Raw genomic sequence first — 16721 nt, 5'->3', positions numbered from 1 at the left:
ATAAAAAACCACAGGAATTTCCTGCAGTTTAAGTACAACCTTATCAGATCGCTTGTGTCACAAATGAGCGACTTTCGAGAACTTTCAGCATGGCGGCAATTGTATCAAGTGATGTGAACAATGGGACACCGTGTTCGATTGATTCACGGCGAATCGTCATGCCGTCGGTGTTTTGGTCGTTGCGGTCTTTCCCCATGGTATTGATAACGGCTTGAATGCGTCCTAAACGAATGCTATCAACGATAGAGGGATGACTTTCTACGTTTTCGCCAATTTTAGCGATGAGTGTGGCATAGACACCATTTTCCTCAAAAAACTTGGCAGTGCCAGCCGTGGCGTAAATGCCGTAGCCGATTTCACGGAAACGTTTGGCAAGGGCAAGCGCCTCTTTTTTGGCATCATCGGCAACTGTAAAAAGGACATTACCGAAAGTCGGCAGGTGCAGATAAGATGCCTCAAAAGCCTTGTAAAGCGCCTTTTCAAGCGTTGTATCAGAGCCCATGACCTCGCCTGTTGACTTCATCTCGGGCGAGAGATAAGCATCTACTTTTTGCAGCTTAGTAAAACTGAAAACAGGCGCTTTGACGTGAACCTTGCTATCTTCGGGGTACAAACCGTCCGCATAGCCAAGCTCTAGCAAGTTTTTGCCGAGAATCAGCTGCGTTGCGACTTGTGCCATGGGAATACCTGTGACTTTCGATAAAAATGGCACAGTTCGTGAGGCACGCGGATTAACTTCGATAACGTAGACCGTGTTATCAAAAATAACAAACTGGACATTCATCATGCCGATACAGTTGAGACCGATTGCTAGACGTTTGGTATAGTCAGCAATCGTCGCTTGGAGTTCAGCCGAGAGATTTTGTGGTGGATAAACTGCCATGGAGTCGCCCGAATGAACACCCGCACGCTCAATATGTTCCATAATGCCTGGAATCAACACATTTTCGCCGTCACAAATGGCATCGACTTCACACTCACGACCGAGCAGATAGGAATCAACAAGGACGGGGTGGTCGGGACTTGCCTTGACTGCGGTTTGCATATAATTTCGCAAATCTGCCTCATTGTCCACGATTTCCATGGCACGACCACCAAGCACATAAGACGGACGGACAAGGACAGGGTAGCCGATACGATTGGCGTTTGCGACCGCCTCCTCCTCGTTTGTCGCTGTCGCACCGATTGGTTGCGGAATCGCAAGCTCTTTAAGTGCCGCCTCGAAAAGTTTGCGATCTTCCGCACGGTCAAGCGCCTCGACTTGCGTGCCGAGAATCTTCACACCAGCTTTCGACAAAGGTTCAGCGAGATTAATCGCAGTTTGACCACCAAACTGGACGATAACACCTTTTGGCTGCTCAAGGTCGATAACATTCATGACATCTTCAAAGGTCAAGGGCTCAAAGTAAAGTTTGTCAGACACAGAAAAGTCAGTTGAGACAGTCTCAGGATTTGAGTTCATGATAATCGCCTCATAACCCGCAGCCTGAATGGCTTTGACTGAGTGAACGGTCGCATAGTCGAACTCGACTCCTTGCCCAATCCGAATCGGTCCAGAACCAAGAACAAGAACTGATTCTTTTTCTGACTTGATTGATTCATTTTCAAATTCATAGGTGCTGTAAAAATAAGGCGTTTCTGACTCAAATTCAGCAGCACAGGTATCAACCATTTTGAAAACTGGCACAATACTATTGTCAAAGCGGCGACGGCGAATTTCTGCTGCATCTGTATGCCAGAGGTCTGCGATTTTGCGGTCAGAAAAACCATTGCGTTTGGCTGTTTTCAGCGTTTCTGGATTGAAAACATTGGTTGCCAGTTCTTGTTCGATTTCAAAGATATGCTGTAATTTATCAAGGAAAAAGAGGTCAATTTTAGTCAAGCTGTGCAATTCTTCAATCGTGTAGCCACGGCGAATCGCCTCAGATAAGTAGAAAAGTCGGTCATCTTGCGCCTTGACAATTTTCTCAACCAAGGCATCGTCAGTCACATCAGCAAGTTCTGGCATTTCATTATGATAAACGCCGACTTCAAGCGACCGAACGGCTTTGAGAAATGATTCCTCAATATTGCGCCCAATCGCCATGACCTCGCCAGTCGCTTTCATCTGCGTGCCAAGACGGCGTTCGCCCGACTCGAATTTGTCAAATGGAAAACGCGGAATTTTCGACACAACATAGTCAAGCGCTGGCTCAAACATGGCGTAAGTCGTCCCTGTGACTGGGTTAATCATCTCATCAAGGGTTAAGCCGACAGCGATTTTCGCCGCTAATTTGGCAATTGGATAGCCAGTCGCTTTGGAGGCCAAGGCTGATGAACGAGAGACACGCGGATTGACTTCGATAACATAGTAATTAAAACTATTAGGGTCAAGGGCGAGCTGAACATTACAACCACCCTCGATTTTAAGCGCACGAATAATTTTCAACGACGCATCACGGAGCAACTGATATTCAATATCGCTGAGCGTTTGACTTGGCGCAAAAACAATCGAATCGCCTGTATGAATGCCAACTGGGTCAAAATTTTCCATGTTACAAACCACAATAGCATTGTCTGTCGCATCACGCATGACTTCGTACTCGATTTCCTTGAAACCAGCGATTGATTTCTCAATCAAACACTGCGTGACAGGCGATAGTTTAAGCCCATTTTCAGCCGTCTCACGCAGTTCTTCTTCATTGTCACACATACCGCCGCCCGTGCCACCAAGGGTAAAAGCGGGGCGCACGATAATCGGATAGCCGATTTTGCTAGCAAAAGTTACCGCCTCATCAACGGTATTAACAATCTCAGACTCGGGAATCGGCTGCGCCAGCTCCTCCATAAGTTGCTTGAACAAATCGCGATCTTCAGCTTGGTCAATGGCAGTGAGCTTGGTGCCAAGGAGTTCGACATGCAACTCGTCCAAAATACCTGTTTTTGACAACTCCATTGCCATATTCAACCCAGTTTGACCGCCAAGCGTTGGCAACAATGCATCGGGGCGTTCTTTACGCAAAATGCGTGTGACAAATTCAAGCGTGATAGGCTCAATATAAACCTTATCCGCAATCTCACGGTCAGTCATAATCGTCGCAGGATTTGAATTGACAAGGACAACACTATATCCCTCCTCTTTCAAGGCAAGACAGGCTTGCGTTCCCGCATAGTCAAATTCTGCTGCTTGTCCGATGATGATGGGACCAGATCCGATGACCATTATTTTTTTTATATCGTTACGTTTTGGCATTTTCTTCTCCTCGTTTTCGTTACCAGTAAGACCCTTCTTCAAGTAATAACAAGCGACCTTCTAGTCTGAGTTTGTGTAATAAAACATCGCTGTCTTTACTCATTGTTTCATCTTCATATCTTCGGATTAAGTTGTCTATACGTTTGTAGTTTTCTTCTCTGATTTCATTATCTTCTGCTTCAGTATTTTCTTTATCTTTATGTTTATTATATAGACTGAAAAAGAAAATTAGTTGAACAATGCCATTGACTAAATCAACGCTATCAAAAATAACTTTGAAATATGTATAATCCATTTCTCCTAAAGAATGACCGTAAAATTTGATTATTTTAGTATCTTTTGAGAATAGTTTTATCTGATGATTTGATTGCCCAACAGATAAGGAGCGATAAGTTTTAGTGAAAGGAAGAGCTTGAGGTGGTAGAGTTTCATTTTCAGCATTTCTATCAATACCAAAGACTATATCATGTGGTAATCTGCCATGAACATTTTGAATTTTTTGAATTTCTATTTGAGATTCATCTTTTAATTGATAAATGCTGTTGTTTGCATTAAAAGGAGAAGTATAATTAAAAGAAATAACTTTTGTATCAAATATTTTGTTATCAGTATCGAACTCTATTATTTTACTCAAAATAATGGTAGACATGATAGCATAATATTCACTATATTTTCCACTACATTGATTAAATAAATACTTAGCAAATTCTTTTTCAAATTTTTTAAGTTCTGTCATTAGAAAATCGAAAAAATTACTAAAACTGAAATTTTCGTCAAACAATTCAAAAAAATCTTCTTTGTCAGATGAGTGTAAATCACCATTTGGAGCTTCAATAAAAATCCTTTCCCTAGCACGAAAATCAAATCTCTCCAGAATTTGATCTCTACCTCCATTGTTTAAACCAACATTAATTGCCTCTACTATCTCTGGATCACTCATTATGACATATTTTCTAATAACTTCCTCAATATCTTTCCAGTAAGCGTTTCTTACCTCTTCAATTTCACAAAGAATAATATCCCAAATATTCAAATCAAAATCTAAATTCTCGAACTTTTCACCATTAACAGATTTCAAATAGCCAATTTTATCCTTATAAAGCTGACTCTCATATCTATCCCTATAAAAATCAGCATAAGAAGATTTCAAATCACGCCGCAAATCAAACCCATTACCTAAAATAATCAACTGTTCAGCCATAAATCACACTTGTTCTTCCTTACATGCATCAATCATCTCCATAAACTCATCGAACAGATAAGCCGCATCATGCGGACCTGGGGCTGCGTCTGGGTGAAATTGCACAGAAAAGGCTGGGAGATACTTGTGGCGTACACCCTCAACGGATTTATCGTTGATTTCAATGTGCGTAATCATGAGATCCGTTTTATCAATTGAAGTCGCATCCACCGCATAACCGTGATTTTGCGAGGTAAAATCAACACGCCCAGTCGCAATTTCACGTACAGCGTGGTTGAACCCGCGATGACCAAATTTCATCTTGCTCGTTGTCGCACCATTTGCCATAGCAAACAGCTGATGACCGAGACAAATGCCGAAAATCGGAAACTTGTCTTGAATGCCACGAATCATATCAAGCGCTTGCGGTACATCAGTCGGGTCGCCAGGACCATTGGTCAACATAACACCGTCAGGGTTCATGTCAATGATTTCCTCAGCCGTAATCGTATACGGCACAATCGTCAGATTGCACTCGCGCTTAGAGAGTTCGCGCAAAATCGAGTGTTTGAGACCGAAATCGACAACAACGATATTGCGCCCCGTGCCAGGACTCGGATAAGCCGTCATCGTTGAGACTTGCTCGACTTGATTGGTCGGCAAAACAGTCGCACGGAGCTGGTCTTGCATATGTTTGAGCTCGTCAACTGGATTTGCCAAAGTCGCTTTCATCGTACCATGATGACGGATAATTCGTGTCAAAGCACGCGTGTCAATGCCAGAAATGCCGGGAATATTTTTCCGTTGCAAAAATTCATCAAGCGACAGCTGATTGCGCCAATTACTCGCCAAACGCGCATTTTCTCGCACAACAACACCCTTACAAGTCGGGATAATCGACTCATAATCATCACGATTAATCCCATAATTACCAACCAAGGGATAAGTAAAAGTCAGAATTTGACCATTGTAAGATTGGTCAGTAATCGACTCTTGATAGCCCGTCATGCCCGTGTTAAAGACCACTTCGCCCGTCACATCAACGTCCGCACCGAAAGCCTCGCCCTCAAAAATCGTACCGTCTTCTAATATTAAAAGTCTTTTCATACTTTCCTCTTTCATATTTGCTTATGCCTTACCGTTCAAAATTGCTTCCAGAATCGCCATGCGCACGAACACGCCATTGGTCATCTGCGCCACAATTCGCGATTTTGGTGCCTCAACCAAGTCACTGGCGATTTCCACGCCACGATTGACTGGCGCTGGGTGCATGATGATTGCCGACGCTCCCATCTGCGCATATCTCGCATGTGTCAAGCCGTATTTGGCATGATAGTCGGCTTTTGAAAATGTTTCGCCAGAGTCATGTCTCTCATGCTGTACCCGAAGTAACATCACAACATCTACCTTATCAATCATATCATCCAAATTCACATAATGACCATAAACATCAAACTCATCAGAGTACCAACTCTCAGGCCCTGTGAAATAAATCTCAGCACCCAGACGTTTCAACATCTGCATATTTGACTTGGCAACCCGACTATGCGTAATATCACCCGAAATCATGATTTTAAGACCATCAAAATGCCCAAATTCTTCATAAATCGTCAATAAATCAAGCAAAGACTGACTCGGATGTTGACCCGAACCATCGCCACCATTGACAATCGCCGACTGAATCGTCCGACTATCAACCAGCTCTTGATAATAATGCTCGTCCGTGTGACGAATGACACAAATATCAACGCCAATCGCACTCATGGTCAAAATCGTGTCATATAAAGTCTCGCCTTTATTGACTGAACTGGTTGACGCGTCAAATTCAATCACATCAAGTCCGAGTTTTTTCTCCGCAACTTCAAAAGATTTGTGCGTTCGCGTTGAATTTTCAAAAAAAAGATTCGCCACGAAAAACTGCCGTTTAAACTCAGGTGTGACACGCTGATACTTAAAGTCTTGAGCGCGCTTAATCAAGCCCAGCACCTCATCATTACTTAGCAACTCCATGCTCGTTAAATGTTTGATAGACACGATACCGTCTGGTGAAATTGTCAAAATAGCTTTCCTTTCACATTTTAAAGATTCTTTGTGTGAGTTCATCGCACATCTCACATTAGATTTTTTGCGTGAGACGTGTGAGGACAAGGCAGTCGAAACGATGCAACCTTGGGGTTGTGAGTTGAAGACTAACGATGCTCATTACACATCTCACATTAGATTTTTTGCGTGAGACGTGTGAGGACAAGGCAGTCGAAACGATGCAACCTTGGAGTTGTGAGTTGAAGACTAACGATGCTCATCGCACGTCTCACATTAGATTTTTTTTGCGTGAGACGTGTGAGGACAAGGCAGTCGAAACAGTGCAACCTTAGGGTTGTGAGTTGAAGACTAACGATGCTCATCGCACGTCTCACGCAAAAAATGGCTACCTTAAAGGCAGCCATTGATAAGAGTGCGCCAAAAAACGCACGGATACGTGGTCAACCTTCACAGCCTCACAGGACTGTTTTTAAAGGATTTTTTATTCATTTGACCTATTATATCAAAATTTTTGTCAATTTTCAAATATTTTTTACGTTTTGTATGTATCAAATTTAATCAGTCGTTTTTGGCAAAATCAAGTGCATAGCAATGCCTAAAATCGTTGAAAAAGCAACACCAGAAATTGAAATGCCCGCAATATTTAAAGTCAAGCCACCAATTCCCGAAACGAGAATCACACTAGCAATCAAAAGATTGCGTTTATCATCAAAATCGACTTTATTTTCAACCAAAATTTTCAGACCACTTGAGGCAATCACGCCAAAGAGTGCAATTGACACGCCACCGATAACTGGTGTTGGAATAGAATGAATGACAGCGGTAATTTTTCCAATAAAGCTTAGCACAACTGCAAATACAGCAGCGCCTGCAATCACATAAACTGAGTGAATTTTGGTAATCGCCATTACACCGATATTTTCACCGTAAGAAGTCACTGGCGGTGCGCCAAAGACTCCCGCAATCATCTGCGCTACACCATCTCCAGTTAGGGTGCGCTCAAGTCCTGGGTCTTTAAAATAGTCATTTCCTGTCAGCGAGTTCAGCACCATAACATGACCGAAATGTTCGGTCATGGTCACAAAAGCAATCGGTGCCATGGTCAAAATCGCCGACGGATAAAGTTTAAAGCTATAATCAACGAACATAATGTCAAAGCTCGGCACGCTAAACCAGTGACTAGCGCTAATCTCATCAAAGGTAATAATCGGCGTGCCAGTGATTTGCTGAACAATCAGCGTGAAGCTATAACCCACGATAATGCCGAGCAAAATGGGAATCAGGCTTGTCAAGCCCTTACCAAACATATTAAAGGCAAGAACGGCGAACAAAGTCACAAGCGCAATCAGCAAAAACGTCAAATTGTAGTCACCATTTTTATTCATGGCATCATTGACCGCAGTCCCCGCAAGGCTAAGCCCAATCACCATGACAATCGGAGCGACAACAATTGGCGGCAAAACCTTATCAATCCAAGCCTTACCAACAAACTTGACAATAAGTGCGACAAGTAAATAAACCAGACCACCTACCACTGCACCTTGGGCAACCGCCGCAATGCCATCAGATTTCATCAGACTTTGCATGGCAAGAATGTAGGCAAAACTCGACCCCATGTAAGCAGGAATTTTGTACTTGGTCACCGACAAATGCGCCAAAGTACCTAGACCACTGGAAAATAGTGCAATCGACGGATCAATCCCAACCAAAATTGGCACCAAAACAGTCGCACCAAACATGGCAAAGAGATGTTGAAAAGACAGCCCAATCCACATACCAATTGGCGGTTTATCATGAACATCATAAATCACATCTTTTTTAGAAGTCGTCATTTAATCCTCTTTCTTGATGAGAATGCTGTCAGAACCATCAATTTCAGCAACATGCACAATAATTTCTTCATTTTTAGCTGTCGGAATATTCTTCCCAACATAATCCGCACGAATCGGCAACTCACGATGACCACGGTCAACAAGAACCGCCAAACTCACTTTTGACGGTCGACCAAGCGCCACCAAACCATCAATCGCCGCACGAATCGTCCGACCTGTGTAGAGAACATCATCCACTAGGATAATGTCACGATCAGTGACTGAAACAGGAATCTCTGTCGTGTTTTCATCTGTCTTAACATCATCACGAAAAGGTTTTGTGTCCAACTCGCCGAGCGGAATAGCAATATTTTCCAGCTGTTTAAGGCGTTCTTGAATCCGCTTGGCAATATAAACACCACGTGTTTTAATGCCAACGATAACCAACTTATCAAGCTCTTTATTGCGCTCAATGATTTCATAGGTAATTCGTGTAATCGCACGTTTCATCGTCACTTCATCAATAATTTCTTTTGTTTTTGACATAATCTCTCCTTTATTTGAACTTCAAGCTAATTTTCTACGAAAGTTTGCGACTATGTCGCATCGCTTTGGTATCATGCTTTTATTTTTATGTAAAAAATCCTTACCTAAAATGGCAAGAAAATGATTAAATCCGTTCATTTTACCTTGCCGTCTCTCTGGACGAGTTAAAGGGTTCTGATATTATTATATCAAATTTTTAGGGGTTTAGGTTAGAGAGAATACAAAAATCTCCGATTTCTCAGAGATTTGGACTTAATTACTAGACACTTTTTTCTTAGGTTTGGGATGACGTTTTTGGCGATAATCATTTTGGCGGACTTCCATGACAACTGGCAAAACAACTGGACGACGTTTGGTTTGATCAAAGAGAAATTTACCTAAAACATCACGAATTTCAGATTTGATTTCCGCCCAATCAAAGCTATCGCCAGCCAAATACTGTGTGACTTTTTCATCAACTTTGAGTGCTGCTTCTTTCATCAAATCACGCGAATTTTTCACATAAACAAAGCCACGTGTATGCACTTTTGTTTTGCTGATGATTTTTTTATCATGCTTAGAAATCGTAATAACTGCGATAAAAATACCTTCTTCGCTGAGAATTTTACGGTCACGTAAGACAATATTTCCAATATCACCAACACCTGAGCCATCAATCATCACGTTTTCCGCAGGAACAACGCCGTTTGGTTCTAAGTTACCATTGTCATCAAAAGTAATCACTTCGCCACGTTTGGCAAGGAAGATATTTTCAGGTAACATACCAACTGCCATGGCATGTTCGGCATGCGCTTGCAACTCACGATACTCGCCTTGAACCGGCACTAGATTTTTAGGGCGCAAAATGTCTAGTAAAAACTGCAAATCGCGAGAATTAGCATGACCCGAAACTTTAAGCTCACTTGACAACATTCTCATGATACCACCTGCACGATAGACAATGTTCTCAGTTTTCGCAACAACTGTTTCATAGGCAATCGTTGGACTTGTGACCGTATAAACCAAGTCGCCGTCCTTGATTTTAACCCAACGATGACGACCAGTCGCCATATCCGCCAAAGTTTTCAAAGGTTCACCCATGCGCCCAGTTTCCAAAATCAGAAGCTCGCTATCCTCAAAATTCTTGATTTCTTGTGGCTTGATAATCATCTTATCATCGTCAATGCGAAGTTTACCAAGCGCACGCGCCGTTTTGACAATTTGATCCAAGTCATGCCCCGTGAAAGCAATATGACGCCCGACTTTGATTGCGCTGTCAATCACTTGTTGAATCCGCGCCAAATTAGCAGCAGTTGAGGCAATAATCACGCGCCCCTCCCAATCCGCAATTGTATCAAAAATCTTATCAGAAATTTCAGGTTCACTAGCAGATTGCACGCTAGACAAGGCGTTTGCCGATTCGCTCAGTAACGCCAAAACACCTTGCGACGAAATTTCAGCCAAACGACTGATATTGGTCTTGTACCCTTCGCCAACTGCTGGGTCAAACTTGAAATCTCCTGTATAAACGATATTGCCATCAGGCGTTCCCACAACAATTCCTAAACTTTCAGGAATGGTATGTGTTGTTGAGAAAAATGAAATCACAGCTGTTCCAAAATCAATCTCAGTCGTTTCGTCAACAATATGGAAATCATCAAATTTCTTGCTACCATCAAAACCTTTGACATTGATTTTAGCAAGTTCAATCGTCAATTGACTACCAAAAACAGGCACTTCAACCTCAGCTAAAAGATAAGGCAAAGCACCAATCGAATCAGGATGACCGTGAGTCAAGAAAATTCCTGCCACACGATCAGCATTTTCAAGCAAATAGGTCAAATCAGGGATGACAAAATCAACCCCCAGCATCTCCGTCTCAGGATATTTCAAGCCAGCATCCAAAACAAAGATAACCTCATCAACCTCAACAACATACATATTTTTACCAAACTCGCGCACGCCACCAAGCGCCGTAATTTTCACATGACTCATTAAATTTTCTCCAATAATTTTTCTTGCAATTCAAAAAGTCGGAACTGTGCAGCTCCGACTTATCTTGTACAGTTACACTTACTATTAGTGTACCATTTTTTAGCGATTATATCAAATCTAGTTTTTGAAGAATGGTTTTGGTCTCAGATGACGTTGCTGCCACAAGTGGCAATCTTAATGGTCCGACCTCAAATCCCAGATGATTGAGAACGGCTTTAAGTGGGGCGGGGCTAGGCAATGAAAATAAAGCATTGATTTTTGGCAAAAGTTGACGTTGTATTTTGGCTGCGCCTTGAATGTCTCCCTTATCTAGTTTTTCAAACATGTCATAAAAGTCAGTGCCATTGGTGTGCGCAGCCACCGAAATCACGCCTTTAGCGCCTAAAGCCTTGGCATGAAAAGCCAAGCCGTCCTCGCCTGTATAAATCAGGAAATCACTAGGCGCATGCTCAATCAGACAAGCCAGATTTTCAACACCTGTACACTCTTTAATGGCAATAATATTGGGGTGCTGAGCTAGGCGGAGCGTCGTTTCCGGCGTTAGTTGTGCAGCCGTGCGACTTGGCACATTATACAGAATAATAGGCAAGGTTGACGCATTCGCAATCGCTGTAAAATGCTGAAACAACCCCTCTTGACTCGGTTTGTTATAGTAAGGCACGACCGCAAGTCCCGCCGCAAAACCACCAAACGCCGCCACTTCTTGCGTGAAAATGATAGAATCACGTGTGTCATTTGTCCCGATACCAGCAATCAATGGCACACGCCCCTTGACAATTTCTTGAACAACACGAAAAAGTTCGAGTTCTTCATCATGGGTCAAAGTTGGCGATTCGCCTGTTGTCCCCGCCAAAACAAGACCGTCCGTGTGATGCGACAGCAAATGTTCGATAAGTTTTGGCAAAACTGCAAAATTGATGTCGCCATTTTTCTTGAACGGTGTGACCAGAGCAGTGATAATTTGCGCCTTTTTGAGCTGTTCGATTGTCATATCTTCTCCTTTATTTGAACTTCAAGCTAATTTCTAAGAAAGTTTGCGCCTTTGGCGCTTCGCTTTTAAGTATCATGGTTTTAATCTATAGGGCATCTCTAAAAACTCAGATTCGCCCATTTTTGTTAGCTCATAAAATCGCTAACAGAAAAAAGATGTGCACCTGCGGTTACTCGGTGCATGAAAAAATTGCTATCTTTCCTTAGTCGTCGTCAATCTTCCTTGACTTGTAGCTGCGATTACTCGCTACAGAAAGTGCTTGTGCACCAGCAAAATCTTTCTGCGACGAGCATTGCGCAGGAGCACACGCACTTTCTGCGACGAGCATTGCGCTGGAGCACACGCACTTTCTGCGACGAGCATTGCGCTGGAGCACACGCACTTTCTGCGACGAGCATTGCGCAGGAGCACACGCACTTTCTGCGACGAGCATTGCGCAGGAGCACACGCACATTCTGCGACGAGCATTGCGCAGGAGCACACGCACTTTCTGCGACGAGCATTGCGCAGGAGCAAGCCTTCGTCGAATTTCCTAGCCTAAGAAAATTTTATCTAAAAATGAACAAAAGCAAATCTTTTTGCGACAAGTAATCGCAGGAGCAACTCATTTTGCGACGAGTAATCGCAGGAGCAGTTTTTAGAGATGCCCTATAAAAAACAGCCTTATTTTTAAGAATCAAAGGCTGTCAGTTAGTCAAATTTTATGATTTGATTAGCTCACCTCTTGCTAAATAATAGCAAAAGACAGTTCGCAGGCTTTAACCTAACGACCCAAGGCAAGATTTTTGTGGTAAATCTCCCTTTCGGCAACTGCGCCGCCTGATAATGTCGTTGTGTCCACCACTCAATTATCATTTTTCGCATCTGCAACCTCTAATTAACTCAAGTATAGCATATTTTTACTGATGTTTAAAGACTTATTTTAAATTTTTTCATCTGTGTTTTCCTCTTCACTAATTTTTTCTCACGTATACTCTGGAGAGCAAATGGTAGTGTCAGACTAATCATCGCCACTGCGTCAACAAGTAGCGATCCGACAAGTGTTTTCATTTCAGATTCCTTAAAATAGGCAATGATGTTTTCGCCAAATGGTGTCCGAGCAATTAGCGCAAGGCTTGTCATCACAACTGCTAGTGGGATAAATTCTTTTAACAAACTCGTTTTTAAAATGATTCCTAAAATAACAAGTATGATTGTCAGTGAAATAATCAAAATCAAATCATAAGGTTGCGGCACGGTTACCACAAGGAGATTTTTGGCAAAGCGTTCCAATAACACGATTGTCAAGATGAATGTCATATAAATAAACATCAAGGGAAGTAAATTCTTAATTTTGAGCCTTTTTTTATGTTTAAGGGCATCTCTAAAAACTCAGATTTCCCAAATTTTGTTAGCTCATAAAATCGCTAACAGGAAAAGATGTGCTAGATTTTCCAAATCCTACGTCAATCCTCCTAGCCTTGTGGCTGCGATTACTCGCCACAGAAAGTACATGTGCACCAGCACGTGTTTACCTGTGACGAGCATTGCGCAGTCACAAGCCGTCGTCGAATTTTCTTGCGATTAAAAAATCTATCTAAAATTTTGAAAAATCAGTTTTTAGAGATGCCCTTAAAAGCGTCTTTTTTCATAAAAGAGAAAACGGTCCAAATGAGGATTGGGACAAAAACGATTGCCAAAATGAGTTGACATAAATTAATTGTTAGATTAGCATGAACAGCCCCAAAAAGAGTGTTATCAGTAGATAACCGCCAGATATGGCAAGCAATGATGTTAGCGTTTCTTTAAATGACCTTTTGCCAATATTCTCAATCAGACCCTCACACATTTCTTGCGGATTTTTACCAAAATAAGCAAGTGCGCTCTCGCCATTTTCCTGTGCGACCAACAAATCTTTCAACAAATTCAGCAAAATATTTTCAATTTCTAGCTCATTTTTGAGCAAGGAAATAGCACGCATATACGAGATAATCTTCTCAAAATAGGCTTTATTTTCAGCATTCAAACACGATTTCAACACATTATTTTCAGCAATCAAAAACGCTGTACTTTCTGTTTTCATTTACTCTTCTCCAGTTTCCTTTTCAATAATGCTAGCAACTTTTCCGACCAATGTCGCCGTAAAGCATAGTAGTTAAAATTTATAAAAAAATACTACTTCCGTGGGGAAATAGTATTTATGAGTTTATTTAAGTTCAAATTTCAACTCTTCAGTCGCGCGGACTAAGCCACGTTCGTGCAAGGTTTCAGCGATTTGAACTGAGTTCCATGCAGCACCCTTGAGCAAATTATCCGAAACGACCCACATGTGAATGCCTTTTTCGGCATCCAAATCTTTACGAATCCGACCGACAAAGGTCTCACGACGACCAGCAGCATTGACCGCTTGCGGATAAATTTGCTGACTTGGCTCATCCTCCAAAACAGCGCCTTGAAAGTTCGCAATCGCTGCCTTCACTTGGTCAATCGGCGCAACTTCTTTCGTTTCAATGTAAATCGACTCTGAATGTGAGAGAATAACCGGAATCCGTACACATGTTGCTGAAACCGCAATCTTGTCATCAGCCATGATTTTTTTGGTTTCATTGGTCATTTTCATCTCTTCATAAGTATAATCATTATCAGTGAAAACGTCAATTTGTGGGAGCGCATTAAAAGCGATTGGGTAATGTTTTTTGTCACTACTAGCTGGTAAAATATCTGCGTGAACGTCTTTAGGGTCAACTTTATCATTGACAACTTCCTTGATTTCACGTTCTGTCTCGGCAATGGCTTTTGCGCCAGCACCAGACACTGCTTGATAGGTTGAGACAATAATGCGTTCTAACCCAAACTGTTTGCGGATAGGTTCGAGCGCTACCATCATCTGAATCGTCGAACAATTCGGACAGGCGATGATACCATTGTGCGCGTCTAGCGCATGAGCATTAACCTCTGGCACAACCAGTGGCACGTCAGGGTTTTGCCGAAAATGCGAGGTGTTATCAACAACCACCGCACCCGCTTTGACGGCGTATGGGGCGAACTTGGCAGAAACGCCACCGCCCGCCGAAAAGAGCGCAATATCAACGCCATCAAAGGAATTTTCGGTCGTCTCAAGGACTGTAACATCTTGATTTTTGAACTGCAAAACTTTACCAGCTGAGCGAATTGTCGCAAGGAGGCGAATTTCCTTGATTGGCAGGGTCGATTCCTCAAGCATTTGAATCATGCGACTCCCAACCGCGCCCGTAGCACCAACAACTGCAACAACGTATTCTTTTGACATGTGATTTTATCCTCTAATTTCGGTTTACAAACCTTTTGCTTTCGATTGAATTTTCTAAAAAATTACTATTTATCCATTTTATCATGTTTTAATGGAAAATGAAAGACTCAGATGGAGAAAAACTTGTCAAAAATTATGATCTAACTTCTCTGCGTTTAATCAAAGCTAATGCTGCCATGATAACCATGAAAAGTCCCATAGCTATACTATAAAAAGCATTTTCAATCGCAGTATTTGGCAAGATAGTTTGCTTATTATTAGTAGCATTTTGCGTAGTTTTAGTAGTTTTATCAGTAGTACCAGTATTAGGTATATTCGGTATAGTCACTTCTTTGGCATAAATCACTGTCAGCTCAATATCCTTGTCGCCATAATTGACGATAGAATCAGATTGTGCACCATCTGGGACAGTTTTTGCGATGTAACCTGACACCGTTGGAGCAGGTTGTCCTGCTAATTTTACGTCAACTTGCGTGTAGCTTATTTCGCCTGTCACTGGATCAACTGACTTAGTAAACGTTACAGACACGGTATAATCAGGTGCGATTTGTTTACCATTTTCATCAACGTAATGAACAGTTTTAGTCACTGTATCTTTAGTAATAATCGGTGCTTGTTTTTTATAGACAACTGTCAGCTCAATATCGCCATCACCAAATGCAACCACAGAATCAGCTTCCGCACCTTTCGGATTTGTTTTGACAGTATAACCTTTGATTTTAGGATTAGTTTGACCTGCTAGATGGGCATCAACTGGCGTATAAGTCACTTCATCTGTCACGGCATCAACTGATTTAGTAAGTGTTACAGACACAGTATGGTCTGGTGCAATTTGCTTACCAGTTTCATCAATGTAATGGACAGTCTTAGTCACTGTTTCTTCAGTAATGGTCGGTGCTTGCTTTTTATAGATAACACTCAACTCAATATTATCAGAATAGAAATTCACAGTAGAATTTTCAGAAACACCAACTGGTGTTGCGATAACATCATAACCTTTCAAAGTCGGAATAGCTTGATAACCAAGCGTTTCTGAGCTTGAACTGTACGTCACATTACCTAGTGCATCAACTGTTTTGGTAAATGTCACTGAACCAGTATAGTCTGCCACAAGTTCATTACCAGCTTCATCAACATAGTGAATCGTTTTGATAACATCTCGAATTTCATCAGTTGATTCTTGTTTTTTATAAACAACATTCAGCTCAATATTCTCGTCGCCATAGTTGACGATAGAATCAGATTGTGCACCATCTGGGACAGTTTGGACAACATAACCTGGTACTGTTGGGGCATTCTGACCTGCTAGATGGGCATCAACTGGCGTATAAGTCACTTCATCTGTCACGGCATCAACTGATTTAGTAAGTGTTACAGACACAGTGTGGTCTGGCGCAATTTGCTTACCAGTTTCATCAATGTAATGGACAGTCTTAGTCACTGTTTCTTCAGTAATGGTCGGTGCTTGCTTTTTATAGATAACACTCAACTCAATATCATCAGAATAGAAATTCACAGTAGAATTTTCAGAAACACCAACTGGTGTTGCGATAACATCATAACCTTTCAAAGTCGGAATAGCTTGATAACCAAGCGTTTCTGAGCTTGAACTGTACGTCACATTACCTAGTGCATCAACTGTTTTGGTAAATGTCACTGAACCAGTATAGTCTGCC

The 16721-nt window shown here is 41.9% G+C and carries 13 protein-coding genes and 1 riboswitch; of the genes, 1 reads left to right on the top strand and 12 read right to left on the bottom strand.

What is annotated here, in order from left to right; all coding sequences use genetic code 11:
- Positions 1–43: 43 nt before the first annotated feature.
- Genes carB through Hs30E_RS04230 form a run of 4 tightly spaced genes read right to left on the bottom strand, consistent with a single transcriptional unit; the run spans position 44 to position 6515 of the window.
- Positions 44–3232, bottom strand: coding sequence for a carbamoyl-phosphate synthase large subunit (gene carB, locus Hs30E_RS04245; RefSeq protein WP_172208253.1), 3189 nt, complete (start codon positions 3230–3232; stop codon positions 44–46).
- A gap of 19 nt (positions 3233–3251) precedes the next feature.
- Positions 3252–4433, bottom strand: coding sequence for an AbiH family protein (locus Hs30E_RS04240; protein WP_172208252.1), 1182 nt, complete (start codon positions 4431–4433; stop codon positions 3252–3254).
- A 3-nt stretch (positions 4434–4436) separates the two neighbouring features.
- The gene (locus Hs30E_RS04235; RefSeq protein ID WP_172208251.1) at positions 4437–5519 is read right to left on the bottom strand and encodes a carbamoyl phosphate synthase small subunit; all 1083 of its coding nucleotides are present in this window, start codon (positions 5517–5519) and stop codon (positions 4437–4439) included.
- 21 nt (positions 5520–5540) lie between these two features.
- Entirely contained in the window at positions 5541–6515 is a 975-nt protein-coding gene (locus Hs30E_RS04230) for an aspartate carbamoyltransferase catalytic subunit (RefSeq protein WP_172208250.1), read from the bottom strand.
- A gap of 92 nt (positions 6516–6607) precedes the next feature.
- Between Hs30E_RS04230 and Hs30E_RS04225 the strand changes: the two genes are divergently transcribed.
- Positions 6608–6787, top strand: a complete 180-nt coding sequence (locus tag Hs30E_RS04225; RefSeq protein WP_172208249.1) for a hypothetical protein — start codon at positions 6608–6610, stop codon at positions 6785–6787.
- A gap of 222 nt (positions 6788–7009) precedes the next feature.
- Here Hs30E_RS04225 and Hs30E_RS04220 read toward each other — a convergent pair whose 3' ends face one another.
- The 8 genes from Hs30E_RS04220 to Hs30E_RS04185 all read right to left on the bottom strand — a co-directional run.
- A complete protein-coding gene (locus tag Hs30E_RS04220) occupies positions 7010–8287 on the bottom strand; it encodes a uracil-xanthine permease family protein (RefSeq protein ID WP_172208248.1) in 1278 nt (425 codons plus the stop codon).
- Positions 8288–8812, bottom strand: coding sequence for a bifunctional pyr operon transcriptional regulator/uracil phosphoribosyltransferase PyrR (gene pyrR, locus Hs30E_RS04215; RefSeq protein ID WP_172208247.1), 525 nt, complete (start codon positions 8810–8812; stop codon positions 8288–8290).
- A 252-nt stretch (positions 8813–9064) separates the two neighbouring features.
- Positions 9065–10786, bottom strand: a complete 1722-nt coding sequence (locus Hs30E_RS04210) for a ribonuclease J (protein WP_172208245.1) — start codon at positions 10784–10786, stop codon at positions 9065–9067.
- 106 nt (positions 10787–10892) lie between these two features.
- On the bottom strand, positions 10893–11777 hold the full coding sequence (gene dapA / locus Hs30E_RS04205; protein WP_172208243.1) for a 4-hydroxy-tetrahydrodipicolinate synthase: 885 nt from the start codon (positions 11775–11777) through the stop codon (positions 10893–10895).
- Between the two features lie 705 nt (positions 11778–12482).
- A riboswitch (Lysine riboswitch) is annotated at positions 12483–12661 on the bottom strand.
- Positions 12662–12686: 25 nt separating this feature from the next.
- Entirely contained in the window at positions 12687–13076 is a 390-nt protein-coding gene (locus Hs30E_RS04200) for a hypothetical protein (protein WP_172208241.1), read from the bottom strand.
- 403 nt (positions 13077–13479) lie between these two features.
- On the bottom strand, positions 13480–13839 hold the full coding sequence (locus Hs30E_RS04195; RefSeq protein WP_172208239.1) for a hypothetical protein: 360 nt from the start codon (positions 13837–13839) through the stop codon (positions 13480–13482).
- A 123-nt stretch (positions 13840–13962) separates the two neighbouring features.
- Positions 13963–15045, bottom strand: coding sequence for an aspartate-semialdehyde dehydrogenase (locus Hs30E_RS04190; RefSeq protein WP_172208237.1), 1083 nt, complete (start codon positions 15043–15045; stop codon positions 13963–13965).
- A gap of 133 nt (positions 15046–15178) precedes the next feature.
- A partial coding sequence (locus Hs30E_RS04185) for a mucin-binding protein (protein ID WP_172208235.1) occupies positions 15179–16721 on the bottom strand: 1543 nt, incomplete at its 5' end.

Source organism: Pseudolactococcus hodotermopsidis (assembly GCF_011170085.1).
GTDB classification, from domain to species: domain Bacteria; phylum Bacillota; class Bacilli; order Lactobacillales; family Streptococcaceae; genus Pseudolactococcus; species Pseudolactococcus hodotermopsidis.
The sequence above is the reverse complement of the archived record's forward strand: the minus strand, read 5'-3'. Positions and strand labels throughout refer to the sequence as shown.